18 protein-coding genes are annotated in these 23,484 nt (G+C 68.8%); 2 read left to right on the top strand and 16 right to left on the bottom strand.

Translation table 11 applies throughout. The annotated features are described in order from the left end of the window. Nucleotides 1-95 precede the first annotated feature (95 nt). The 13 genes from KF823_00535 to iadA all read right to left on the bottom strand — a co-directional run bounded on the left by KF823_00535 (nt 96) and on the right by iadA (nt 17,000). Entirely contained in the window at nt 96-527 is a 432-nt protein-coding gene (locus KF823_00535; GenBank protein MBX3724389.1) for a hypothetical protein, read from the bottom strand. Between the two features lie 199 nt (nt 528-726). Then, the gene (locus tag KF823_00530; protein ID MBX3724388.1) at nt 727-1,098 is read right to left on the bottom strand and encodes a hypothetical protein; all 372 of its coding nucleotides are present in this window, start codon (nt 1,096-1,098) and stop codon (nt 727-729) included. Between the two features lie 53 nt (nt 1,099-1,151). Beyond that, nucleotides 1,152-1,556: an RHS domain-containing protein gene (locus KF823_00525; GenBank protein ID MBX3724387.1), complete on the bottom strand. Its 405-nt coding sequence runs from the start codon at nt 1,554-1,556 to the stop codon at nt 1,152-1,154. Between the two features lie 340 nt (nt 1,557-1,896). Beyond that, a complete protein-coding gene (locus KF823_00520) occupies nt 1,897-2,595 on the bottom strand; it encodes an RHS repeat-associated core domain-containing protein (GenBank protein MBX3724386.1) in 699 nt (232 codons plus the stop codon). A gap of 486 nt (nt 2,596-3,081) precedes the next feature. Then, nucleotides 3,082-3,741, bottom strand: coding sequence for an RHS repeat-associated core domain-containing protein (locus tag KF823_00515; protein ID MBX3724385.1), 660 nt, complete (start codon nt 3,739-3,741; stop codon nt 3,082-3,084). A 238-nt stretch (nt 3,742-3,979) separates the two neighbouring features. Further along, nucleotides 3,980-4,168 (bottom strand): hypothetical protein, encoded by a 189-nt coding sequence (locus KF823_00510; GenBank protein ID MBX3724384.1) that lies wholly within the window; start codon nt 4,166-4,168, stop codon nt 3,980-3,982. A gap of 270 nt (nt 4,169-4,438) precedes the next feature. Continuing rightward, nucleotides 4,439-4,855: a hypothetical protein gene (locus tag KF823_00505; protein MBX3724383.1), complete on the bottom strand. Its 417-nt coding sequence runs from the start codon at nt 4,853-4,855 to the stop codon at nt 4,439-4,441. Between the two features lie 11 nt (nt 4,856-4,866). Next, entirely contained in the window at nt 4,867-9,225 is a 4,359-nt protein-coding gene (locus tag KF823_00500) for an RHS repeat protein (GenBank protein MBX3724382.1), read from the bottom strand. Nucleotides 9,226-9,288: 63 nt separating this feature from the next. Next, complete coding sequence (locus KF823_00495; GenBank protein ID MBX3724381.1) at nt 9,289-10,119, bottom strand: Fic family protein; 831 nt, start codon at nt 10,117-10,119, stop codon at nt 9,289-9,291. Further along, on the bottom strand, nt 10,119-11,897 hold the full coding sequence (locus KF823_00490) for a Mur ligase (protein MBX3724380.1): 1,779 nt from the start codon (nt 11,895-11,897) through the stop codon (nt 10,119-10,121). The genes KF823_00495 and KF823_00490 overlap by 1 nt, the downstream gene beginning before the upstream one ends. A gap of 48 nt (nt 11,898-11,945) precedes the next feature. Continuing rightward, nucleotides 11,946-14,735, bottom strand: a complete 2,790-nt coding sequence (cphA, locus tag KF823_00485; protein ID MBX3724379.1) for a cyanophycin synthetase — start codon at nt 14,733-14,735, stop codon at nt 11,946-11,948. An 11-nt stretch (nt 14,736-14,746) separates the two neighbouring features. Then, nucleotides 14,747-15,586 carry a cyanophycinase gene (locus KF823_00480; protein ID MBX3724378.1) on the bottom strand — a complete coding sequence of 280 codons (840 nt, stop codon included), beginning with the start codon at nt 15,584-15,586 and terminating at the stop codon, nt 14,747-14,749. A 151-nt stretch (nt 15,587-15,737) separates the two neighbouring features. Then, entirely contained in the window at nt 15,738-17,000 is a 1,263-nt protein-coding gene (gene iadA, locus KF823_00475) for a beta-aspartyl-peptidase (protein MBX3724377.1), read from the bottom strand. 319 nt (nt 17,001-17,319) lie between these two features. Here iadA and KF823_00470 point away from each other — a divergent pair, with 319 nt between their 5' ends. Beyond that, nucleotides 17,320-17,739, top strand: coding sequence for a hypothetical protein (locus KF823_00470; GenBank protein ID MBX3724376.1), 420 nt, complete (start codon nt 17,320-17,322; stop codon nt 17,737-17,739). Beyond that, on the top strand, nt 17,736-17,945 hold the full coding sequence (locus KF823_00465) for a helix-turn-helix transcriptional regulator (protein ID MBX3724375.1): 210 nt from the start codon (nt 17,736-17,738) through the stop codon (nt 17,943-17,945). Before KF823_00470 ends, KF823_00465 begins: the two co-directional genes overlap by 4 nt. Nucleotides 17,946-18,191: 246 nt before the next feature. On the opposite strand, the gene KF823_00460 is transcribed toward KF823_00465, so the two are convergent. The 3 genes from KF823_00460 to KF823_00450 form a co-directional block, all read right to left on the bottom strand. Next, a complete protein-coding gene (locus tag KF823_00460) occupies nt 18,192-19,790 on the bottom strand; it encodes a hypothetical protein (GenBank protein ID MBX3724374.1) in 1,599 nt (532 codons plus the stop codon). A gap of 114 nt (nt 19,791-19,904) precedes the next feature. Beyond that, on the bottom strand, nt 19,905-21,380 hold the full coding sequence (locus tag KF823_00455) for an anthranilate synthase component I (GenBank protein ID MBX3724373.1): 1,476 nt from the start codon (nt 21,378-21,380) through the stop codon (nt 19,905-19,907). A gap of 77 nt (nt 21,381-21,457) precedes the next feature. Beyond that, nucleotides 21,458-23,473: a histidine kinase gene (locus tag KF823_00450; protein ID MBX3724372.1), complete on the bottom strand. Its 2,016-nt coding sequence runs from the start codon at nt 23,471-23,473 to the stop codon at nt 21,458-21,460. Nucleotides 23,474-23,484 lie beyond the last annotated feature (11 nt).

Here is a 23,484-nt window from a genome sequence, read left to right as displayed (position 1 = left end):
TTTCGCGGCGTCGGCACGCTGAGGCTGTCGTGGGGCCATCGCTCAACTTGTTTCGAGACGGGGGGCCGCTTGTTCGCACGTATCAGGGCAACTGGCTACCTTGATTTCTTCCGCGCAAGCCTTTCCAACGACGAGCTGGGCCATTCCACACCCAGAAGTGTGGCAAGGAGCTTTCGTGGCCAAGCTGGATCGTGTTCCTGAAATGAGCCCTTCAATTCGCGAGTGTCGACCTGACCACCTTCGACTGGGCCAATCCAGTACCTTGAGTTATCGCCGAAGGGCTCAATCACCACGAAATCGATGTCGTGGTAGGTGAACCTCACCCTGACGTCCCCCCATTTCTGAAAGGGTGCTCGTCGAACCACTTTTTCTACACCTGGCAGGCGCTCCAGCAGGCGGGTGATACCGGAAATTCCTATATACGCGCTGTCCACTTCGAACCCGATTGATTCCTCGTCTGTGCTATCGAGATCTGGGAAAATCTTCATCAATTGCTCCGAGGCGTTGATCAAGAAGAGGTGCCCCATCAGGTGATCTGTGTCAGCGCACGCGCAGATGGTTCATCTTCCGCCACCATCACAACCGCAGTCTTACGGTCCTCCGGCCGACGAAATCGCAACTCCAACCCCGTAAGCACTGACGATTCTGTTGGTTCTGCCCGCTGAAGCTCGGATCTGAGCGTCGTAGCGACCGGCCAGATTTGGTTATCTCCAGTGCTGGCTGGGCTCATTGAGGCCAGATGGACGTTTCGTCGAAACGAAGAGCACAAGACAAGTTTGAGTTGATCTCCACGCCGATTCGACCTCTTAGGCCGCGTGTTAAATACACGTCGATCACGCACTTGTGACGACCGCCGGTGGCTGTTTCGAACTCGAGATCAAGTGCGGAGTCAACCCGAGGAACCAGGACCTGCGTCGCGCTCATCCCACCAGGCAGAATTTCCAGGAGCGCACCCGATGATCCAGCGACCATTTCTATACTGCTGATTTCCATCCCTGAGTTGTTGCTGATCTCGACTCTAACCGCTGCTGAACAAGACGTGGTGCAAGCAACCAGGACAACCAAGGCCAATCGGGCAAAGAAGCGGGGAGGATTCATTCAGCTCTCCACTCACGGCCTGATGACGATCAACAAACCGCTATTGAGTTCGTTCATGCTTGCCACGAACAACCAACCGCACTGCCAGCGACAGAAGCGCCGACTCGATTGTTGCATTCGTTCATGTGTTTCTCTGCTGCCGGGTTCTGACCGTAAGCCGTGAATGTGTACCGCCCGGTCGCCGGATCGTAGTCCCGGAACACGTTGTAGGCCAGGCCGGTCTCGTCGTCGTGGTACTGGCCCGGGAAACCCAGGCCGTAGCCGCCGATCCGGTCCAGGTGCACCTGGCGGTCGAAGGCACGGAGCCGGGCGCGCCAGGCGATCTGGCCCTGACCGTCGCTGAGCAGCTCGGGGCGGCCCAGGTGGTCGGGCAGCACGAAGTACAGCACGCCATCGCGCACCAGGCCGACCGGCTGGCCCTGGAAGTACAGGTGGGCGCTGCGCCGGTTGCCCTGCACGGCATGCTTGTTTGGAAACCGACTGCGAGGGCCTTTCCTTTCCCCAACCCGAGATGCGTAAAGGTGGGTGTCGCCTTAACGCGTGAGACTCAGTGCCACTTTGCGGCTCTTGATGACTGGACAAGGCCGTGTCACGCCCCCCCCGCAGAGGAGTTCTTCATTAGCTCCAATAGTAGATCGCCGCACTGCCTCGGATGCCATGCACTTTCACTGGCCGGCTGCCTGCAAGCTCATCCAATTCTACCCAGCCTCCAAAGAAGGGCAGCGGTGATCGACAAAAAGAATATCGCCGCCATCAGAAGATGAATAATGATGCGCTTTCTGTCAGAACGATTGTTTCTCATTCGCAATGCTCAGTTGCCTGCCTGCCCATAGAGTTCCCGCCAGCGTCGAAGAACTCTCGGACTTGCTGAATGTGGCTCCCATGATCGTAGAATTGCGTTGTCATACGCCCACCCAGCGCTGACGAATAAGGCGTCTCCCCAGCACTGCCCAATCCAGATGCACCATGTGCGAGACCCACCCCATATCCAACCGGACCCGCCCAGCGGGCAACTTCAACTGGGACTCGCAGGAATGGAACGATGGTCGCAACACCTCCTATCACTGCAGCTTGCCCGTAGGCGTTTACGGCAGACCGCTGCTGATATTGTCTATTTAATGCGTCAACTTGCCGTTGGGTAAGTTGGGTCATTCTGGTCGCATAGATCTGCTCATCTCTTGATGATCCTGCTGGGCAAACACATCTATCCAACCCCAATGGATCAATGAAGGATATCGGGTTTCCCCCAACATAGGCATAGGTGTTGATTCCAGCCACCAACCCGATCGGGTCGGACTGGATGTACCGCCCGGTCGCCGGATCGTAATCCCGGAACACGTTGTAGGCCAGGCCGGTCTCGTCGTCGTGGTACTGGCCCGGGAAACCCAGGGCGTAGCCGCCGATCCGGTCCAGGTGCACCTGGCGGTCGAAGGCGCGCAGCCGGGCGCGCCAGGCGATCTGACCCTGGCCGTCGCTGAGCAGCTCGGGCCGGCCCAGGTGGTCGGGCAGCACGAAGTACAGCACGCCATCGCGCACCAGGCCGACCGGCTGGCCGGCTGGCCGTCGAGGTACAGGTCGTGGCTGCGCTGGTTCGTGGCCCGAAATGTCAATTCGACTCCGGCCGCCCTTCAACCTTGATCTCGCCGAGGATTCCCAGTTCGAAATCCCTGCTGCGGCTATGGATCTGGACCACTCGCGATCGAAATTCACGGCCACTCTCACACTGAACGCTAAAGTAATAGGGTTTTGGATTTGAGGCAACAACAACCATTACAGGCGTAGAGAACTTTGATTGAACGACATGAGATGGCGTCCGTCTGCCAGTCTCAACGGAGGCCACGTCGAGCCTGCATTCGGGGGCGACATCTCCGGACTGAGCAACGGGAACTGTCCCAGATACTCGAACAATCAGATCACCACCAAACATTGAACAGCCGACGAGAATCCCGGCGAAACACAGAAGACATGTAAGATGCTTCATAATCAGTTGCACGCCTTAGCCTTGTCGAGACAATCCTGAAATGCGGCGAAATTGCTATCCGCGAACGCATCAGCCGCATCTTCATACTTGTTCCCCTCAGCCCATGAGCCGCTCCGTGCAACCTCCGCAAGATAGGATCGTCGCGTCATCTCGCCAGTATTCCATTGCGCCAATACATGGTAATACTCATGCAAAACCAGATGAGGCCTGGCGAAGAACTCGTCGACGGACAAGCTGGGCGGAAGTCTGATGGAGTTTTTTCGCGTCGTCACAAAATTGTTGCGAACAAATTGCTTGCTTCTGATGCGGACCCCAGCGACCGATTGGCCGAATATTTGCTCCAAACAGTACGCCATCGCCCCCGACGCGGCCACCAGCCCAAGTGAGTCGAAGAAGCTGACCGGATTGCTCAGTGCGTAAGCGTAGGTGTTGAGCCCACCCGCCAACCCAATCGGATCCGACTGGATGTACCGCCCGGTCGCCGGATCGTAGTCCCGGAACACGTTGTAGGCCAGGCCGGTCTCTTCGTCGTGGTACTGGCCCGGGAAACCCAGGGCGTAGCCGCCGATCCGGTCCAGGTGCACCTGGCGGTCGAAGGCGCGCAGCCGGGCGCGCCAGGCGATCTGACCCTGACCGTCGCTGAGCAGCTCGGGGCGGCCCAGGTGGTCGGGCAGCACGAAGTACAGCACGCCATCGCGCACCAGGCCGACCGGCTGGCCCTGGAAGTACAGGTGGGCACTGCGCCGGTTGGCCCACACGGCATGCTTGTTCGGATACCGACAGCGGGGCCCGGCCTTGCCCCAACCCAACGTGCGTAAAGGTGGGTTTCGCCTTAATGCGTGAGACTGGGTTTCGCTCGACACGGCGCCACCGCCAGGTACCACTGCGTCGGGATCTGCATCAGCCGTCCCTCGGGCTGACCGGGACCAGCTCGAGCGGCGCCAATTGCGCCGCCCACCAGCGCCGACGCCAGGCCACGAACACATACAGCGGAATCCGCCAAATCCGACAGTACGCCGCCTGGCTCAGGCCGCTCATCTGCTGCGACAGCACATGCGAACGCCAGCGCCACGCATCTTCATGCACCATTACCATCGACCCCGGTTAGACCGGAACAACCTGCCGGAGCCTGAGATTAAGGGGAAGGTGGGCAGCGGACGCTTACGTCCAATCGGCTTCACTTCACCCGCGCCAGGGCAACCACATACCAGGCCCAATGGGTCTATAGACCTGACCAGATAGAGGCAAGACTAGATCCACCCGGCCCAGCGTACCTGCCCGCCATGCCACGGACGCTCTGGGAAGTCATCCACACGGAGCGACATAGTCCCGAATGTTCGGCGCGTTTCGGAAGGGCGATTATTGATATGATGATTCTAGCCCCCTCGATGGACACTCCGGGACCATCCCTCTCTCCAATATAATAGTTCGAAGCGCATAAATGGCCTCTTCGTTTTTTGAGACGCAGGCTATACTCATGCTCTTCGCCAGAGTGCTGTCCTCTGAAATGTCGGCATACTTTTCAATAAAGTACTGGTCTTTATAGATCACGGCGGTTTCGAGGATAGAATTGCCGGCATAAGGGGAATCATCGGGGCTGGCGCCGAAATGAATGTACAAGCCTATTCTCGCTTTTCGCAATGGCCCCCAAACGACATCCTTGTTGAGGATGTTACTCATAAGGCCCTCGCTCGGATTTACAAGCATTCTTGGCAGCTGAAAAAATAGCGCTGCAAATAGAAGTGAAAATAAAGTCAGAGAGACGACGGTCTTCATATTCCCACCACTCAGTCTAAGCAGCTTTCGGCCATAACGACTCTTTGGCGATAGATGTTTCCTTCCCTATCGCGAACAACTGTAGTCACCCCAGCTCTTCCATCAACACTTATAACGCCCGTAGTTACTGAGTAGCCTTGCTCTGCATAGACCCTCGACGCCCCCCCAAGGAATGCCTGAGCACCCTGATATCCGAGCAGCACTGCCCCAGGAATTCTGGATTGCGGAGCAAGGGCTGCTGCGCCTGCAACGAGCATGCGCATCTCGCTACCGAATTGATCGTAATTATTCCACATGTCGTTGAATCGATCCGCGCTCGCCTTGCTCGCCAGTACGCGAGAGCTTTGAGAAAAAACCGTCACTCTCGGCTCAGGTGGGGGTTGGCTTGAACACTCGCATAATCCCAGTGGATCAATTCCCGATATCGGATTACCCCCGACATACGCATAGGTATTCAGCCCACCCGCCAGCCCGATCGGATCCGACTGGATGTACCGCCCGGTCGCCGGATCGTAGTCGCGGAACACGTTGTAGGCCAGGCCGGTCTCGTCGTCGTGGTACTGGCCCGGGAAACCCAGGGCGTAGCCGCCGATCCGGTCCAGGTGCACCTGGCGGTCGAAGGCGCGCAGCCGGGCGCGCCAGGCGATCTGACCCTGGCCGTCGCTGAGCAGCTCGGGGCGGCCCAGGTGGTCGGGCAGCACGAAGTACAGCACGCCATCGCGCACCAGGCCGACCGGCTGGCCCTGGAAGTACAGATGGGCGCTGCGCCGGTTGGCCTGCACGGCATGCTCGTACAGCAGTTGGCCACCGGGGCTGTACACGAAGCGCGTGCTGCGGCCCTGCACGGTCTTGTGCACGCGCAGGCCAGTGGCGGCGACCTGGTAGCCGGCGTCGACGCCCGGCCCGCTGACCCCGGACAGGCGGTTGAACGGGTCGTAGCTGAAGCTGTACACCGGCGCCGGCGTGACCTGGAAGCCATTGCGGAACACCCGGTCGCCGCCCGGCAGCGAGCCGTTCACCTGGCTCAGTTCGCCGCTGGCCCGGTAGCCGAAGCCGCGCGGCTGGGCGCCGCTGATCTGGGTCAGGCGGTTGCTGGTCGGGCTGATCGTGTAGGTGGCGCTGGCGCCCGCCAGGGTGTGGCTTCGGCGGTTGCCGTTGTTGTCGTAATCGAAGGTCTGGTTGCCCAGGCCGACCGAGCTGACACCGGTCAGGCGGTCCAGGTCGTCGTACGTGAAGCCCTGGCTCTGGGCGCCGTCGGCGAAGTTGGTGATCCCGGTGATCCGGTCGTTGCCATCGAACGCGTAGCGCAGCCCCTGCCCGAGCTTGCTGACGATGCTGTACAGGCGGCCGTCGCGGTCGTGGTAGTCGCGGCGACGCAGGCCGTTGCCATAGGTGCGCTCGTGGTAGTGGTTGCCCTCGCCGGCATCGAAGGCCCAGTGCAGGCCGCTGATCACCGTGTGCGACTGCCCGCCAAGGGTGACCGCCAGGTGCGTCATCGCGCCCTGGTTCCAGGTGTAGTCGGCCTGGATGTTGCCCGGATAGACGATCCGGGCCAGGCGGCCACGGCCGTCGTAGCCGAAACTGTGGGTGTAGCCGGTGCCGGCCACGGTGGCCGCCTGGCTGGCCAGCTCGCCGTAGGGCGTATAGCCCAGCACCAGGGTCTGGTGCGGGTCCTGCACCCGGCACAGCCGGCCCAGGCCGTGGTTGCAGCCCGGTGCGCTGTCCCAGGTCCAGGTGTGGGTCACGCCGCCGGCCGTGCGGCTGGTCGGCCGGCCCAGGGTGTCATGCCCGAAGGTCTCGGTGACGCCATCGGCGCGCGTCAGGCTGGTGCGCAGGCCGCCAGCGCTCCACTGCTGGGTGGTGAGGCCGGTATCCGGGCTGTCCAGGCGCCAGAGCTGGCCGAAGCCATCGTGCTCGTAGTGGGTGACCAGTCCGCGCGGATCGGTCACCTGGCGCACCCGGTCGCCGGCGTCGTGGGCGAACACCGTGCTGCCTGCGGCATTGAGCTGGCGCTCCAGCCGCCCCAGGGCGTCATAGCGCAGCTCGGTGGCGGGACCGGTGGTCGGCCGGATGAAGCGCAACCGGCCATTGCCGTCGTGCTCGAAACGCTGGTGCTGGCCGTCGTTGCCGCGCCGCGCGCGGACCCGGCCCAGTTCGTCGTAATCGGTCCAGGCCTGCTGCTGGAGGGTGCCGTTGCGACGCAGCGTGCTGCGCGTGGGATTGCCGGCCGCGTCCAGATCCCAGCGCTGCTCGAGGGTGTCGCCGCCCTGGTTCCAGACGATCGCCTCAAGGCGCCGGGCGGCGTCGTGTTCCAGGGTCTCGACCACGCCGTCGGGGTGGCTGATGCTGGCCAGCAGACCCGAGGCGGCATAGGTGTACACCGTGTCCTGGCTGCCGGCATTGCGGAAGGTGCGCACCCGGGTCACCCGGCCGCGCTGGTCGTACTGGTACTCCACCGCCTCGCCGTTCGGGCCGACCACCCGGCCCGGCTGGCCGCGACCGTTGTGCTGGCTGTAGGTCGTCGCCTGACCCAGACTGTTGCGCACTTCCAGCAGATCGCCCTGGACGCTGTAGGTGCTCACCACGGCATCGCCGGGACCGGGCAACGGCCCGTCGACGGTCACCTGATGCACCATGCCGTTGCCGTGCAGGCTGAAGTTCACCGTGGTGGTGCGCACCTGCCCGGCGACGCCATGGCTGGACAGGTTGCGCACCGTCAAGCCGGCCGGCCGATGATCGGGACGCCACAGGTAGGTCTCCTCGCGGTCGCCCTGCACGGTCATGCGATCCAGGCGGTTGTTCACCGTGTCCCACTCGTAAACCGTGGTGCGGGCCTGCCCGGTGCCGACGCCCTCGACCTTGCGTTCCAGCCGTCCTGCGGCGCTGTAGTCGTAGTCGGTGCGATGGCCCTCGAAGTCGTCGACAAGATCGGGGTAGCCGTTGACATCGTAGGTGCTCGCCGCGGTGTAGCCGGGGCAGTTCGGTGAGGGCTGGCCGTCGGTTTTGGTCAGGCGTCGCCCCTCCTCGAACTGGTAGATGGTCTGGCGGCCCAGGGGCGAGACCTCGGTGACCGATTGCACCTGACCCTGGCTGGCGATCAGCGCGATCGCGGCCTCGCTTTGTTCCTGCCGCTCTCTTGCAGCCTGTTCGCTGTCGCCCGGCGACAGGGTGCCCTGAGGGTGGACGCAGGTATTGGTGTTGGGATTGCACACGCCACCGGGCGGCGGCGGGCGCGGCGGCGGGTTGAGGGGACCGCCTGGAACGACTGAGTAGGTCAGGTCGTAGCGGTTGATGAAGAAGCTGTGCTGGCTGCGCCAGACGCGGCCGTCACCGGTGTACTGAAAGGAGCTGTAGCGGACGCCGTCGTAGGAAAGTCCTGTCAAGGCTCCGGGAAAAGCGCCGAGTTCATGGTGGTGGGTCACGATGGTGGCGGGCGGTCCAGGCAGCGTCACTGTCCTCAGCCGATGGAACCCCGCGCCGTAGGCGTTCACCTCGTAGTCGTAGTCGAACCAGGCACCTGCCGGGTCGACGACGCGCGTCAGGCGTCCCTGGGTCCAATGGAACTCGACTTGCCGTCCACCGGTGTGGGTCACCGACTGCAGGTAGTTGTCCTGGTAGCTGAATGTCCAGCCGATGCCCTGCCGATTTCGGACTGTCCGGACATACCCGAAACGGTCATAGGTCTCGACCATCAGGTCTTCGGTGTGCAAGGTGTAGCTTTGATCTCCATGCCGAAGCAGATAGGCCACCGGCCCAGCCTTGTCCTCAAGGAAGCGTTGGCTTGCCTGATTCCAAAGGAAGCGGATTCGGCGGCCATCGGGCCGCTGCGCCCAGACAAGGTCGTCCCCGTCCGCCACCAGGGAATAGTCGAAGTTGCTCAGCCAGTGGCGCCCGAACAGACCTGGGTGGTTCCAGTAGTGGTTGTAACGGCGCTCGAGGTACAGGGCCATCTCTCCCTCGCTCCGGAAGTCCACGAAGCGGTCGACCTTGTTGCCCGTGGCCATGACCATCGGGTTTCCGGACAGCGTTCCGCATCCAGGGATCGTGGCGTCGACGACCTGGGTGTTGTTTCCGCCATTGCCCCAGAAATCGTCGTTCTGGAAATCGGTGCTGCCTCCGCCGCCTCCGCCACCGCCGCCAGGACCACCATGCCTGTCAGGAATCCAGACGCATCCAGCGGGTTGATAGGCGCCAGCGCCAACGGAGGTCTGGCCGCATACAAGCCGGGCTTGCACCGGGTTCGCGGCGGCCAGCCCGAACAGGGCGACCAGAACATAGCGGCCCAGCAGCGATCGGGATTCCGTTGTCGAGGCTGCTCGGCCGTGCACCAGCTCCGGAACAGTACGCGCGAAGTGTGACGGAGTGGTCATTTGTGCGCTTCAATGCCAAAAACCTTTCTTGGAACCTATGCTTTTTGTACTCCTGATGCAAGCTCACACCGCCCATGAGGGCAGGGATCCGATTGGCAGCACGGGTGGGGGTCGCTCTCTCCCGGCTTGCAACCACCAAAGCGACCATTGAAGCCTCTGGCCGCTCCACCACGCCTGGGCCTGATCCATGGCTTGTCGACAGGCGGTGTGCCAGGGCTGGCGCCCCCGCCCCGCCGCGACCTCCATCGAGCCGGCGCGAATGGCCTGGCCCTGGTGGCGATAAAGGCCCCCGACGGCGTGCAACCACTGAGGGTCGCGGAGGCCGTTCCGCCAGCACAGGGCTGCGGTGCACAGGCGCGCGACCCGACCATTGCCGTCGGCCAGGGGGTGGAGTATCAGCAGATCCAGCAAGGCGTCGAGCGGCCAGAATGGATTCCCGTCGTCCGGGTGTGCGCCCGCCAACCAACGAGCAAGGCCAGCAGGTACCTGTGCTGCCGGCGGAGGTGTGTGGATCACCAGCCCGGTACTGGGGCAACGAACCACACACCGACCGGGCGGCCGGAGTCGTCCGGCCCACGGGTGCCCCGGCAAAAGCATGCGATGCGCTGCCAGGATCGCCGCCTTGTCCAGTTGGGCCGGCATGGCCAGCCTGACAAAGGCCTGCCAATCGCGTCCGCCAGATGCGCTGCGGGCGGACCGAAGCCCGGCGTCCCTGTCCGTGCTGGCCAGTACCCCGAGACGCGCGCGTGTCTCGACCACATCCGGTGCTGGAAAACAGAGGGCTTCCAGGCCCCCGACCAGCGCCACGAACACCGCTGCCTCCAGGGATGTGTCCGACCCCATATCCAGGCTACGCGCTTCATCCGTTGCCTGATCGCTCACCGAAACGGGCATCAAGAGGGTGGCAGGACAACCGGAAGCGCCTGGCCAGGCCGCCAGTCCACCGCGACCAGGGCATCGAGCAGGGCGCAGACCTGGTCGCGGGCGTCGGCGTTGTGTACGGGCAGGACCAGGGTGTCGCCCGTCCGCGCCCAGGCGAGCAGGCCGCGCACGGCCTCGACCTCGTCCAGGCATTCGACCAGGGCCTCGGGCGGAACGCCGCCGTCGTGCAGGGCGCGGGCCAGGATGCCGGCGACCTCGCCGGCGCCACGGCCGCGCAGGTAGCCCTCCATGTCCTTGAGGACCACGCGGTCGGGCGCGAAGCGCGCGGCGGCGGTGGCCAGGTCGCGGATCTGCGCGTCCTCGCGGTTGCCGGCCTGGCCGAGCAGCAGCGCCAGGCGACCGCCGGGCTGGCGGCCCGCGACCTCCAGCAGGCCGGTCAGGCCTTCGGGGTTGTGGGCGTAGTCGAGCAGCACGGCCAGGCCATCCAGTTGCCAACGCTGCAGACGGCCGGGATTGTCGCGGGCGCTGGCGCCGAAGCGCGCAAGCACGTCGGCGATGGTGGCCGGTGCGATGCCCAGGGCGCGCGCGGCCAGTGCCGCGGCGGCGGCGTTGGCCAGGTTGTAGCGGGCGCTGCCGCTGGCAGTCAGCGGCATCGATGCCGCGGCGCCCAGGTCATGGCTGACGCCGTCTTCGTGCAGCCACAGGTGCCCGGCTTCGGGTGCGCAGCAGTGCAGGCCTTCCTGACGCGCGGCGACCAGGGCCGGCGCCGATGCGTCCAGCCCGAACCAGGCCAGCGGACAGGCCAGCGCTGCGGCATGGCGGACCAGCACCGGGTCGTCGGCATTGAGCACCAGCACGCCGTCGGCCTCGATGGCACGCGCCACGGTCAGCTTGACCCAGGCCAGGTCGTCCAGGTCGTGGATGCCGTACTCGCCGAAGTGGTCGGCGCTGATGTTGGTGACCAGCGCGACATCGGCGCGTGCCAGCGCCATGCCCCGGCGCAGCAGGCCGCCGCGCGCGGTCTCCAGCACCGCGGCTTCGACCTCGGGCCGGCGCAGCAGGGTGCGCGCGCCGGCCGGTCCGGACCAGTCGCCGCCGTCCAGCAGGTCCGCGTCCAGGTACAGGCCGTCGGTGCAGCTGTGCGCGGTGCGCCAGCCGTGGGCGCGCGCCATCGCCGCCAGCAGGCGTACCGTGGTGGTCTTGCCGTTGGAGCCGGTGACCAGGGCGGTGGGGACCACGGCCAGTGCCGGCCACGGCACCTCGTCGGTGGCGGGCAACGCCGCGAGCGGCCAGGTCCGGCCGGTACGGCCGCTGCCCAGGGTCAGCGCGTCCTCGTCGAGCAGCACCGGCAGTCGTGCGGACTGGGCACGCGCGAGCAGCGGCACGAGGGCCGGCTGCGCCTCGGCGGCGGCCATGCGGACCAGGGTGGCCAGCGCCGCGTCGCGGTCGTGGAGGGCCGGGTGGCCGGGCGCCAGCGGCGCCTCGACGGCCTCGCCCGCGCTGGCCAAGGCCAGCAGCCAGGCCCACTCGTTGAGCTCGGTGGCGGTGTAGAGCTGGTCGGCAGGGGCCGCAAGGACCAGCGAGGCGCCCCGGCAGTGGCGGCGCGCCAGCAGCGGGCCCGTGGGCCAAACAAGGTGTGCCCGCACCTGTTCGACCGTCGCACGCCAGGCCGCAAGCGTGGCGTCGCCGACGGCGGCCTCCGGCCCCGCCTCGAGTGCCGCCCCGGTGCCCGCGAAATACGGGTTCGGTCCGGTCAGGCGCCGGGAGTCGGTGAACGGTTCGCCGCTCACCGTCGTCGCCCGCCGCGGGCCGCGGACGCGGACGCGGACGCGGTCATGTCAGTCGTCGCCCTCGCGCGCGAACACCAGGCCGCGCTCGTCGCGCACCAGGCCGGCCATGTCGATGCGCGGCAGGTCCTCGTCGAGGCCGGCCGGCGCCAGTGTCGGCACCGGGGCGGCCGGACGCGGCGGCGGCGCGCCGTCGGGCCGGAACTTGGTGACCTGCTTCCAGGAGCGTGCGAGCTGGTCGGCGAACACCAGCAGCAGGTCGCCCGGCCGGCCCATGCGCAGGGCCGCGTCGATCGCCTGCTGCTCGTCGGGGATCTGCTCGATGGCGCCGGCCGGCACCCCGGCCGCCTCCAGCGCGCGGGCGATGATGCGCGGCACCTCGTCGCCGTCGCGGCCGCGCAGGCCGTCGTCGCGACGGCAGATGTAGTGGTCGAAGCGGCCGGCAACGGCGCGGGCGATCGCCTCCAGGTCCTCGTCGCGGCGGTCGCCGGGACCGGCGACCACGACGATGCGGCGGCCCTCGACGTCCAGGCGCTGCGCCAGGTCGGCCATGACGCCGACCGCATGGGCGTTGTGCGCGTAGTCGAACAGCACCTTGAACGGATGCTCGTCGAACACGTTCATGCGCCCGGGCGCCTGGAAGAAGGTGGTGTCGAAGGTGCGCAGGCCGTGCCGGATGGCGTCCAGCTTCATGCCCAGCGAGAACGCCATCGACGCCGCGACCATGGCGTTCTGGACGTTGTGCATGGCCCGGCCCTCCAGGGTCGCCGGGATCAGGTGCGTCCACAGCAGCGGGATGTGGCTGCCCTTGTCGTAGAGCGTGATCATGTGGCCGTTGACGCCGTTCTCCAGCGCGCAGGCGCGACCGCCGGCGCGGATGTGCTCGCGGACCAGGGCGTGCGAGGGGTTCATGGTCACGTAGCAGACCGTCTTCGCATCGGTCCGGGCCGACATCCGCAGCACGTTGGGGTCGTCGGCGTTGAGCACGGCGCAGTCGGTGGCGACCTCGACGACGATGCGCTTGACCTCGGCGAGCTGCTCCAGGGTGTCGATGCCCTTCATGCCCAGGTGGTCGGACTGCACGTTGAGCACGGCGCCGACGTTGACCTCGCGCACGCCCATGCCGGCGCGCAGCAGGCCGCCGCGGGCGGTCTCCAGCACCGCCAGGTCGACCTGCGGATCGGACAGCACCATGCGCGCCGACACCGGCCCGGTCATGTCGCCCTCGACGGTGCGCTGGCCGTCGATGTAGACGCCATCGGTGGTGGTCAGGCCGGGCGTGTAGCCGGCCATCTTGGCGATGTGCGACAGCATCCGCGCCGTGGTGGTCTTGCCGTTGGTGCCGGTGACCGCGGCGATCGGCACCCGCGACGGCGCGCCCGGCGGGAACAGCATGTCGACCACCGGACCTGCGGCGTCGCGCGGCGTGCCCTCGCTGGGCGCCACGTGCATCCGGAAGCCGGGCGCGGCGTTGACCTCGCAGATCGCGCCGCCGATGTTCTTGTAGCTTTCGGCGATGTTCGGGGTGATGAAGTCGACGCCGCCGACATCGAGGCCGATCGCGCGCACCGCGCGCACCGCCATGTCGCGGTTGTCGGGGTGGATGATGTCGGTGACGTCGGTGGCGGTGCCGCCGGTCGACAGGTTGGCGGTGGAGCGCAGATAGACGACCTGGCCGTCGTCGGGCACCGACCCGGCGGTCATCCCGACACGCTCCAGCATCAGCGCCGCCTGGGCATCGAGTTCCAGGCGCGTCAGCACCTTCTCGTGGCCGACGCCGCGGCGCGGGTCGCGGTTCACGGTCTCGACCAGCTCGGCGACGCTGTGCCGGCCGTCGCCGACCACGTGGCCGGGCGTGCGCCTGGTGGCGGCGACCAGCTCGCCGTTGACCACCAGCAGGCGGTGGTCGTCGCCGGGCTGGAAGGTCTCGACGATCACCGAGCGCGAATGCTCGCGGGCCGCCTCGAAGGCGGCGCGGATCTCGTCGTCGCCGCTGATGTCGATGGTGATGCCGCGGCCGTGGTTGCCGTTGTAGGGCTTGAGCACCACCGGCCCGCCCAGGCGCGCGGCGGCGCGCAGGGCGTCGGTGGCGCTGGTGACCAGCACCTGGCGCGGCACCGGCAGGCCCAGCGAGGCGAGGATCTTGTTGGTCTCCTCCTTGTCGCTGGCCAGCTCGACGGCGATGTGCGGGGTCTTGCCGGTGATCGTCGCCTGGATGCGTTGCTGGTACTTGCCGTGTCCGAACTGCACCAGGGACTGGTTGTTCAGGCGCAGCCAGGGGATGCCGCGCGCCTCGGCGGCGCGCACCAGGGAGGCCGTCGACGGCCCCAGGGCACGGCGCTGCGCGTAACGGATGAAGTCGTCGCGCGCCGCCTGCCACTGCCACCCCTCGGGCACGCTGCCGTCCGGGCGCAACGCCTCGGGCAGCAGCGAGCACAGCAGGACGATGGCCAGCTCGCCGGCGGCGATGCCCTCCTCGCGCTGGCTGTATTCGTAGACCACCGAATAGACGCCCGGCCGTCCGTCGATGCTGCGCGTGCGCCCGAAGGTGACGTCCTCGCCGGCGACGTTCTGCAGTTCGATGGCGACATGCTCCATGACATGCCCCAGCCAGGTGCCCTCGTCCTCGCGCATGCGCCGGATGAAACCGCCGGGCTCCTTGTAGGAGCAGCCGTGCTCGGCGAGGCCCGGGAGCGCCTCGACCAGGCCGTCGACATAGGCGCCGCCGAGCCGGCCGGTGGGCCAGTCCTCCAGCGCGCCGAGGTCCAGCACCAGGCGGATCACCGGGAAGTGGGCGTGCAGCGAGGGGCCGACGTAGACGTTGCGTTCCAGGATGCGCATGGGCGGGGTTCCTAGGTCTTGCGGGTGGCCAGGCGACCGGCGCTGGCACAGCGGGTGTGCAGGTTGAAGGTGGCGCCGGCGACCAGGATGTGGACGCGCAGGCCGAGCAGGCAGACCGGGTCGTTTTCCCCGGCGCGGTCCATCGACGAGAAACTGAGCTCGCTGGCGTCGACCACGGTGACCGTGCCGCTGCCCTCGACCTCGAGCGTGTTGTCCGGGCCGATGAAGGCGGCGGTGTCCTCGTCCAGGCCGATGCCGACCGCGAACGGGTTGTAGGCCAGGGCCGCCACCAGCCGGCCCAGGCGGTCGCGCTGCCGGAAGTGCTGGTCGATGATGAAGCGGTTGGTCAGACCCAGGCCCGGCGCCAGGCGCACCGAGCTGGCGCGCGGCGAGCTGCCCTCGTCGCCGAAGGCGATCATGTGCTCGCTGAGGATGCCGGCCCCGGCGCTGGTGCCGCCGACCGTGATGCCGGCGGCGCTGCGCAGCCGGATAAGTTTGGCGACGGGCGTGCCGCCGATCAGGGTCGACAGGCGCAACTGGTTGCCGCCGGTGAAGAACACGCCGGTGGCCCGTTCCAGGCGGGCCAGCCGTCCGGGCTCGTGGCAGTCGCGGCGGGTGTCGAAGTCCATCACCTCGACCTGCCCGGCGCCCAGCCCGGGAAACAGCTGCGCATAGGTCTCGCCGGTGGCGAGCAGGCGGCTGGCGGTGGGAATGACGACGATGTCGGCGTCGGCGCCGCCGCACAGCTCGACGAAGCGGCGCAGGATGCGCGGATCGGTCTCCTTGTCCTCGGCACCGCCGATCGGAACGATCCAGCCCCGCTGTTCCCCGTCCGCCACCTTGCTCGGCATGCCCAGACTCCTGTCGCCGCAGGCGCTGCGCATCCTGCTCCGGCCGTTACGCACATACGATCCGCGGCGCGATCTGCGCGCGGACCCGCTTCCCCCCGACCCCCCGCGGCGGCGCCTGCCGGATGCCCTCCGGACCTGGCCGCCCGCCCGCTCAGCGCGCGGGCGCCTCGAACATACCATGGCGCAGCGCGCGGCCCTCGGCGACGTGGCGGATGCCGCCCAACCACACCTCGGCCGCCCGGCCGTCGCCGTCCAGCGCCACCAGGTCGGCGTCGGCGCCGACCGCGATCACGCCCTTTCCAGGCAGGCACCACAGCCGCGCCACATTGCTGGTGAACGCGGGCAGGACCTGCGCCAATGTCAGGCCGCGACCGACCAGTTCGTGCACGGTGGCAAGGAGGGCGCCGGCATCGCCGACGCCCATGCCGGTCACCCGGCCGGTGTCGTCGAAGCAGGGCAGGCAACCGCCGGCGTCGGAACTGACGGTCACCCGATCGGCCGGCGCGCCGCTGTCCAGGTAGCGGACCAGGGCATCGGCGGCCGACCAGGCGTCCTCGCCATCCTCGACCGGGAAGGCCGTGATGTCGATGCTGCTGCCGCGCCGGGCCAGGTCGATGGCTTCGTCGAACAGCGCACGGCGGCGGTTGACGTGGGTGGGATGGAAGACGCGCGGCGGCAGCTCGCTGCCATCCAGCGCCCGGCGCACCAGATCCAGGCCGCGCGGCCCGTCGCCCAGGTGCAGGTGGACGATGCCGGCCTTGCCGGTCATCAGGCCGGCGACGTGCGCGATGGATGCGATGCGCAGCAACTCGTCCAGGGTCGGCTGGCTGGAACGGTGGTCGCTGAGCGCCAGCTCGCCGACGCCGACCAGGGCCTCGACGAAGGCCAGGTCGGCGCGCAGGTCGCCACTGAGGGTCGCCGGCGGCAGATGGTAGCCGCCGGCCAGCGCCCAGGCCGACAGGCCCTGCTCGCGCAGGCCGTGGACATTCGCCAGCAACTCGCGCAGGCCGCGGCCGACGTCGTCGGTGCCGAGCAGGCCGATCACCGAGGTCACCCCGGCGCTGGTGTAGCGCGACAGCATCGGCGCCGGCACCCGCGAGGCGAAACCCGACTCGCCGCCGCCACCGGTGACATGGACATGGCCGTCGACCAGGCCGGGGATCAGGACCGCGCCAGCCAGGTCGACCTGGTCGACCGGCAGCGTCGGCGGCAGAGGCGCCAGGCCCTCGCCCAGCCACAGGATCCTGCCGCCGCCCAGCAGCAGGTCGCGGCGGCCCAGCGCCTCGGGGGCGTAGACCTCGGCATTGCGGATCAGGGTCAGGCTCATGGCCGGGCTTATAGCAGACAGCGGGCGGGCGCCGTCGACGAAGCGGATGCCGTGCCCGGGCAGTCGCCTGCCCGGGCGCCTCGCCATGACCCTCCTTTCCGCCCGGGGCGACGCCGCTGCGGTGCCTGTCGAACCGCTGCCCGGGAAGATTCCATCCCACGCTGCCGCGATGTCCTGCCGGCCGCCCCCAGCCTGGAAATCGCATGAGCGCAGGGGTCGGGCGCGCGCATCGTGTTGGGAGAGCCAACGACCGCAGCGCTGGCCGCCCAGACGGTCTGCCGGAGGCCTGCGGGAGGGACCCAGAAGGGCCCGGCGCGCAGGCGCGGCAGCGATCGATGTAAATGTCGCTTGACATTGGCCCGGAAGGATGGAAAGCTCGCTTTACTTTCAGTCAAGGAAGCTCCCCATGACCCGCTGCGCCAGCCCCGCCGCCCGCCGCTACGCGCGCCGCCTGTTCGTCGCCATGGGGGCCTACCTGGTCACCCTGGCCCTGGCCGTGGCCTTCGTCCGCGACGGCGGCGTCACCGGCCCGCTGGCCTGGCTGCTGGCCCTGCTGCCCGGCCTGAGCGTCGCCAGCATCTTCTGGATCATCGGCCGCCTGCTGGTCGAGGAAAGCGACGAGTACCTGCGCATGCTGCTGGTCCGCCAGGCCCTGTTCGCCTCCGGCTTCGCGCTGTCGGTGGCGACCCTGTGGGGCTTCCTGGACACTTTCGGCCTGGTGCCCCGGCTGCCGGCCTTCTACCTGGCGGTGCTGTGGTTCCTCGGCCTGGGCCTGGGCAACTGCTGGACCTGGCTGTCCGACCGCGACACGGGGCGGTCGGCATGAACAACCGCCTGAAGGTGCTGCGCGCCGAACGCGGCTGGAGCCAGGCCGACCTCGCCGAACGCCTGGGCATCTCGCGGCAGAGCGTCAACGCCATCGAGACCGGCCGCTACAACCCCAGCCTGCCCCTGGCCTTCCGGATCGCCGCGGTGTTCGGCCAGCAGATCGAGGCGATCTTCAGTCCGGCACCCGATCGCCAGGAAGCCTGACCATCGGCTCGGGTGCCATCGACGACTGTCCGCCGCCGGTGCCGGTGCCGGTGCGCACGGTCAGGCATGCGTGCACGTTTCCAGGCGGAGGGGCCGGGGATCCGCGTACCGGGTACACCAGGCCCGCGGGGAACCGGGCGTCCCATGAACGCCCGCCCCTACGCCTCGATCCGGGTCACCCGCGCCAACCGCTCGCCTCAGGCCACGACAGACGCGGCGCGCCCCGGCCTGGGCGTGGCCGGGTCGTCAATGCACGCGGTTGTTCGCCACCGGGTAGTCGCCGTTCGTTCCATGCGGCACTTCCAGCAGGGGGGCCGGTGCCGAACTGCGGCGCACCACGAACTGCGATTGCCCTGGCGTCACGCTCGGTCCCCAGTAGGCATAGTCGTCGAGACCGTCGCCATCGTAGTCCCCGGTGACCGGGAAGGAGGTCGCCGACGGTCCGAGCAGCAGCGCCGGTTCGACTGCGCCGGTCTCGCCATTGCGGGTCGTCCACTGGACCTGTCCACCGACGCCACGCGCCACGGTCGTATCGGCCCGCGGCGAACCGACGTGGTTGCCCAGCACGATCACGTCGGTCGGCGTACCGAGCAGGAAGGTGGTCACCAGCGCGCCGCTGACGCCGTTGAAGATGTTGAACGCACCCTGTCCACCCCCGGCATTGGACTGGATGGCGATGTCGGCGCGGCCGTCGCCCGTGTAGTCGCCGCCGATCGAGGCGAAGTGGCCATTCTGGCCGGTGATGAAGTCGCGATCCGGCCCGCCGCCACTGGGTCGGATAAGCGTCCGCGAGACATCGCCCGGCTGCGCCCCGGCGCGGTAGACGGTGGCGTCGTCGATGCGGTCGCCGTCGAAGTCGCCGATCTGCGCCGGATCGTCGCCGGACTGGCCCCAGGGCAGCACCAAGACGGCATCGAGCGGGCGACTGGAGCGCCGCACCAGGAACTGGCCGGTCGGCCCCGGCCGCCACACCACCGCGTCGGTCAGTCCGTCGCCATCGAAATCGCCGTCGACGAAGAAGTCGCCGGCCCGACCATGCACGAACTGCTCGACGGTGCCGCCGGTCGTGCCGTCGTTGTTCTTGATGAACCAGGTCATGTCGCCGGTGGGGCCGCCGCCGGTATTGCGCACCAGCACGTAGCTGGTGCGGCCGCTGCCGGTGTAATCCATGCGCGCCGCCTGGCAGGTGCCGCGCACCGGCGCATCGAAATCGTCGTCGAACAGATCGTCCTGGCTGCCGCGCACGCTCAGCACGGCCGCATTGAGCGTACCGGTATCGCCACCGGCCAGGTCCGAGACGGTCAGGGTCCAGGTGCCATTGGCCTGCGCTGGGGTCAGCCCCGCGAAGGCGCCTGCCAGCCAGGTGCTGCAACCGCCGCGCTGGGTCCCCGCCGCTGCGCCGGTGCTGGTCCGGTAGCGTCCGGGCGGAACCACCGCAGCGGTCGCCAGCGGCGCAGCCACCGCGCGCAGGTCGCCCGGTGCATCGTCGGCGAAGCGATAGGAACCACCCAGGTTTGCAGGGGCGCCGAAATTCGCGCCGGGCTGCAACCCGATCCGGCTGAACACGACCAGTCGTGCCTGACCGCCGGGCGAGCGCAGAACCGCCGAGAGGTCGCCCGTGAAGCTGTGGGTGATGTCGAGGTCCAGCTCCACCGAGGTCACCGGCGAAGTCATTCCGGCCAGGGCAAAGCTCACGGTCAATCCCGCCGGGTTGTTGTCCGGAACCGGTCCGCTTCCGGTGCCGACCACATCGATCGCCGGTGCGGCGACCGGCAGCAGCGCGACCAGGAACGACAAGGCACGCAGCCCCGGGCGACGGCCCAGGCGCACAGGCAGCAGACGCATCTTCGGACCCCTCCCCAGGGTGACTCGGGCCGGCGGCGCCGTCCCTGGCGCGGATCATGCGCTGGCCACCACTCGTCCCGCAAGCGCCCGGGCGCCACGGCCGCCCGCATGGCTCTACAACCCCGCCACCGCCTGCGCCACGGCGCGGAACAGGGCGCGGCCCTTGTTCATGGTCTCCTCCCATTCGCGGGCGGGGTCGGAGTCGGCGACGATGCCGGCGCCGGCCTGGACGTGCAGCTGGCCGTCCTGGATGACCGCGGTGCGGATGGCGATGGCGAGGTCGGCGTCGCCGTGCCAGCCCAGCCAGCCGACCGCGCCGGCGTAGACGTTGCGGCGCACCGGTTCCAGTTCCTCGATGATCTCCAGGGCACGCACCTTGGGCGCGCCGGAAACGGTGCCGGCCGGGAAGGTGGCGCGCAGCACGTCGAGGGCGTCCAGGCCCTCGCGCAGGCGGCCCTCGACCTGGCTGACGATGTGCATGACGTGGCTGTAGCGCTCGATGACCATGCGCTCGGGCACGGTCACGCTGCCCGGCTGCGCGACCCGGCCGACGTCGTTGCGGCCGAGGTCCATCAGCATCACGTGCTCGGCCAGCTCCTTGGGGTCGGCCAGCAGCTCGCTCGCCAGCGCCGCATCCGCCTCGGCGGTGGCGCCGCGCGGCCGGGTGCCGGCGATAGGCCGCACGGTGACGGTGCCGCCGGCCAGGCGCACCAGGATCTCCGGCGAGGAGCCGACCACGTGGCTGCCGTCGAGGTCCATGAAGTACATGTAGGGCGAAGGGTTCATCGCCCGCAGCGCCCGGTACACGTCCAGCGGCCGCGCCCGGAACGGCACGCTCAGGCGCTGGCTCAGCACCACCTGGAAGATGTCGCCGGCCAGGATGTACTCCTGGCAGGTGCGCACCGCCGCCTCGAAGGCCTCGCGGCTGAAGCCGGACACGAAATGGCTCTCGTCGATCGCCGAGGGGTCGAGCACCTCGGGGTAGCCGGGCGCACCTCCGCGCAGCCGGTGCACCAGGCTGTCCAGGCGGCGCTGCGCCTGGACGTAGGCGCCGGCCTCGCGCGGGTCGGCGTGGACGATCAGCGCCAGGGTGCCGCGCAGACTGTCGAACACCGCGAGGGCGTCGGACTCCATCAGCAGGATGTCCGGGCTGCCCAGGGCGTCGGGCTTGTCGCGGCGGGCAAGGCCGGGCTCGATGTAGCGGATGGTCTCGAAGCCGAAGTAGCCGACCAGGCCGCCGGTGAAGGCGGGCAGGCCGTCCAGCACCGGCACCGAGTACGCGGCCTGCAGGCGCGCGACCTCGGCCAGCGGATCGTCGACCTCGCGTTCCTCGACGGTCTCGCCCAGCACCTGGGCACGCCAGGTATGGCCGTGCACGGTCCAGGTGCGCCGTGCCGGCAGGCCGATGATCGAATGCCGACCCCAGGTCTCGCCGCCCTCGACCGACTCGAACAGGTAGGCGTAGGGCCCGTCGGCCAGCTTCAGGTACACCGACAGCGGCGTGTCGAGGTCGGCGTGGACCTCGCGCACCAGCGGGATGCGGGTGTGGCCCTGGCCGGCGAGGGCGTCGAATTCGGAACGGCTGAGCATGTCGGCGGCGACGGCGGGACGGCCGGGGATTATCGCCGCTGCCGGGCGCGGCTGCGCGAACGGACCGACCCTCGCGCTCAGGTGCGCGCCGCGGGCGTCGCCAGGCGCAGCTCGAACTCGACGCCGCTGCCGTCGTCCAGGTCGCGGGCGCCGGCCTGGCCATGGTGCAGGCCGGCGACCAGGCGGACGATGTGCAGGCCCAGGCCCAGGTGCACACCGCCGGCGCGGTGCTCGCGCACCGACACCAGGGAATCGAACAGGCGCTCGCGCATCGCCGCGGGCAGGCGCGGGCCGCTGTTGGCGACGCGGATGACGGCGCCGCGCGCGCCGGCGTCCAGGGCGATGCGGATCCAGCCGTCGGGCGGACAGAAGCCGCGGGCGTTGTCGACCAGCTTGTCCAGCGCCTGGGCGATCAGGTCCGGGGCGCCGGTGAACGGAAGCGGCGCGGCCGGCAGCGCGACCTCCAGCCGGCGCGGCGCCAGCAGCGGCCGGTAGCCCTCGGCGCAGTCGGCGACCAGGGCGCGCAGGTCGAAGTTCTCGATGTCGGCACCTGCCACCGTCTGCTCGATGCGGGTCGCCTCGCCCAGGGCGCGGACCAGACCGGCCAGGCGCTCGACGCCGGTGCGGGCGCGCTCCAGGTAGATGCGCGCCTGGGCGCCGCCGGGATCGGCCTCGAGGTTCTCCAGCGAGCCGCGGACGATGGCGATCGGCGTCGACAGCTCGTGGCTGAGGGTGCCGGCCAGGCCGCGCAGGTAGCCGGTGTAGTCGCGCAGTTGCGCGAGCAGGCGCGCGAAGCTGCGCGACAGGTCGCCGATCTCGTCGCCGGCGCGCGCCGCCGGCAGCACGGCGATGCGGCCGTCCTCGCCGAGCGCGCCCTCGACGCCGTCGCGCAGGGCACGGATGCGGCCGCCCAGGCGCGCCGCGAACAGCAGCAGGGCCGCCACTACGACCAGCACCGCCAGCGCGGTGACCGCGAACACGCCCGAGAAGGCGCGGTCGGTCAGGCGCAGCAGGGCGTCGCTTTCGCGCTCCAGGCGCAGGCTGGCGCGCACCACGTCGTTGATCCGCACCGGCACCGCGGCCGCCAGCACCGGACGCTGGCTGTCGCCGTCGCGCCACCAGGCGGTCGCCACCGCGCCTTGCGCCACCTGCGCCTGCAGCGCGTCGTCGGCGCGTCCGAGCACGGCATGACCCGGCGGCAGCGGGTGAGAGGCGTCGAACAGCAGGCGCTGGTACAGCCAGCGCCGCCACAGCGGCACCGCGCCATCGATGCGCAGGGCGCCGGGCTCGCCGGCCTGGGCCAGCGGCCAGCCGGCCGGATCGTGGACGCGCACGCGGCTGCCGGGCGGCACCAGCTGCGCCAGCGTCGAGGCCAGCGCACCGGAAGGCTCGACCACCGGCCAGGGCCGCCCGTCGTTGCCGTCGCTGCTGTCGGCGACCCGTGGCGGCCCGGCTTCGTCGGCATCGTGCATGCGGATGGCCAGCGCGCGCAGGCCGTAGCCCTGGGGGAGGGCCAGTTCCACCCGGTAGCCGCCGGCGCGTTCGTGCCAGCGGCCCTCGAGCTGCAGCGGCGACTGGCCGCCGCCGGCCGGCGCCGCCTGCAGCGGCCCGGCCTGGGCATTGGCCAGGCGCAGCTCGACCAGGCCCTGGCGGCCGTGCAACGCCAGCCACAGGTGGTCGAAGCGGTCGGCGATCGACCAGTGGGCGTCGCCGCGCTGCGGCGTGTCGTCGGCGACGTCGATGCGCAGGTACAGGCGCTCGGCGTGGCTGCCGAGCAGCACGCGCACGGCGTCGCCGCCGGCGCGGGCGCTGCCGAAGCCGCGTTCCCCGGCCAGGCCGTCGCTCCAGGGCCGCTCGTCGCCATCCAGTCGCGGCCGCGACCGCAGCGGCTGCACCGGCAATGCGGGTCCGGCCGACGGCAGCAGGGCCGGCTGGCGCGCCCGCGCCCGCGCCAGTGCCTCGGCCGAGGCCAGGAGGGCGCGCTCCTCGCCCTCGCGCAGGACCTCGCCGACCAGGCGCAGGTACTGCCAGCCGGCCCAGGGCAGCACCAGCAGGCCGAGCGACAGCAGCAGCAGCTTGCCGCGCAGCCTCACCGCGGGCGGCC

This window comes from Lysobacterales bacterium, assembly GCA_019634735.1.
Classification (GTDB): Bacteria; Pseudomonadota; Gammaproteobacteria; order Xanthomonadales; family UBA2363; genus Pseudofulvimonas.
Note: the sequence above shows the minus strand (reverse complement) of the source record. Positions and strands in the feature narration are given on the sequence as shown.

Excerpts from the sequence above, each read along its gene's own strand:
- KF823_00530 (MBX3724388.1), bottom strand. The coding sequence starts at position 1,098 with ATGAATCCTCCCCGCTTCTTTGCCCGATTGGCCTTGGTTGTCCTGGTT.
- KF823_00460 (MBX3724374.1), bottom strand. The coding sequence starts at position 19,790 with ATGCGTCTGCTGCCTGTGCGCCTGGGCCGTCGCCCGGGGCTGCGTGCC.
- KF823_00480 (MBX3724378.1), bottom strand. The coding sequence starts at position 15,586 with ATGCCGAGCAAGGTGGCGGACGGGGAACAGCGGGGCTGGATCGTTCCG.
- iadA (MBX3724377.1), bottom strand. The coding sequence starts at position 17,000 with ATGGCGAGGCGCCCGGGCAGGCGACTGCCCGGGCACGGCATCCGCTTC.
- KF823_00500 (MBX3724382.1), bottom strand. The coding sequence starts at position 9,225 with ATGACCACTCCGTCACACTTCGCGCGTACTGTTCCGGAGCTGGTGCAC.
- KF823_00505 (MBX3724383.1), bottom strand. The coding sequence starts at position 4,855 with ATGAAGACCGTCGTCTCTCTGACTTTATTTTCACTTCTATTTGCAGCG.
- KF823_00465 (MBX3724375.1), top strand. The coding sequence starts at position 17,736 with ATGAACAACCGCCTGAAGGTGCTGCGCGCCGAACGCGGCTGGAGCCAG.
- KF823_00470 (MBX3724376.1), top strand. The coding sequence starts at position 17,320 with ATGACCCGCTGCGCCAGCCCCGCCGCCCGCCGCTACGCGCGCCGCCTG.
- KF823_00510 (MBX3724384.1), bottom strand. The coding sequence starts at position 4,168 with ATGGTGCATGAAGATGCGTGGCGCTGGCGTTCGCATGTGCTGTCGCAG.
- KF823_00535 (MBX3724389.1), bottom strand. The coding sequence starts at position 527 with ATGGGGCACCTCTTCTTGATCAACGCCTCGGAGCAATTGATGAAGATT.
- cphA (MBX3724379.1), bottom strand. The coding sequence starts at position 14,735 with ATGCGCATCCTGGAACGCAACGTCTACGTCGGCCCCTCGCTGCACGCC.
- KF823_00455 (MBX3724373.1), bottom strand. The coding sequence starts at position 21,380 with ATGCTCAGCCGTTCCGAATTCGACGCCCTCGCCGGCCAGGGCCACACC.
- KF823_00495 (MBX3724381.1), bottom strand. The coding sequence starts at position 10,119 with ATGCCCGTTTCGGTGAGCGATCAGGCAACGGATGAAGCGCGTAGCCTG.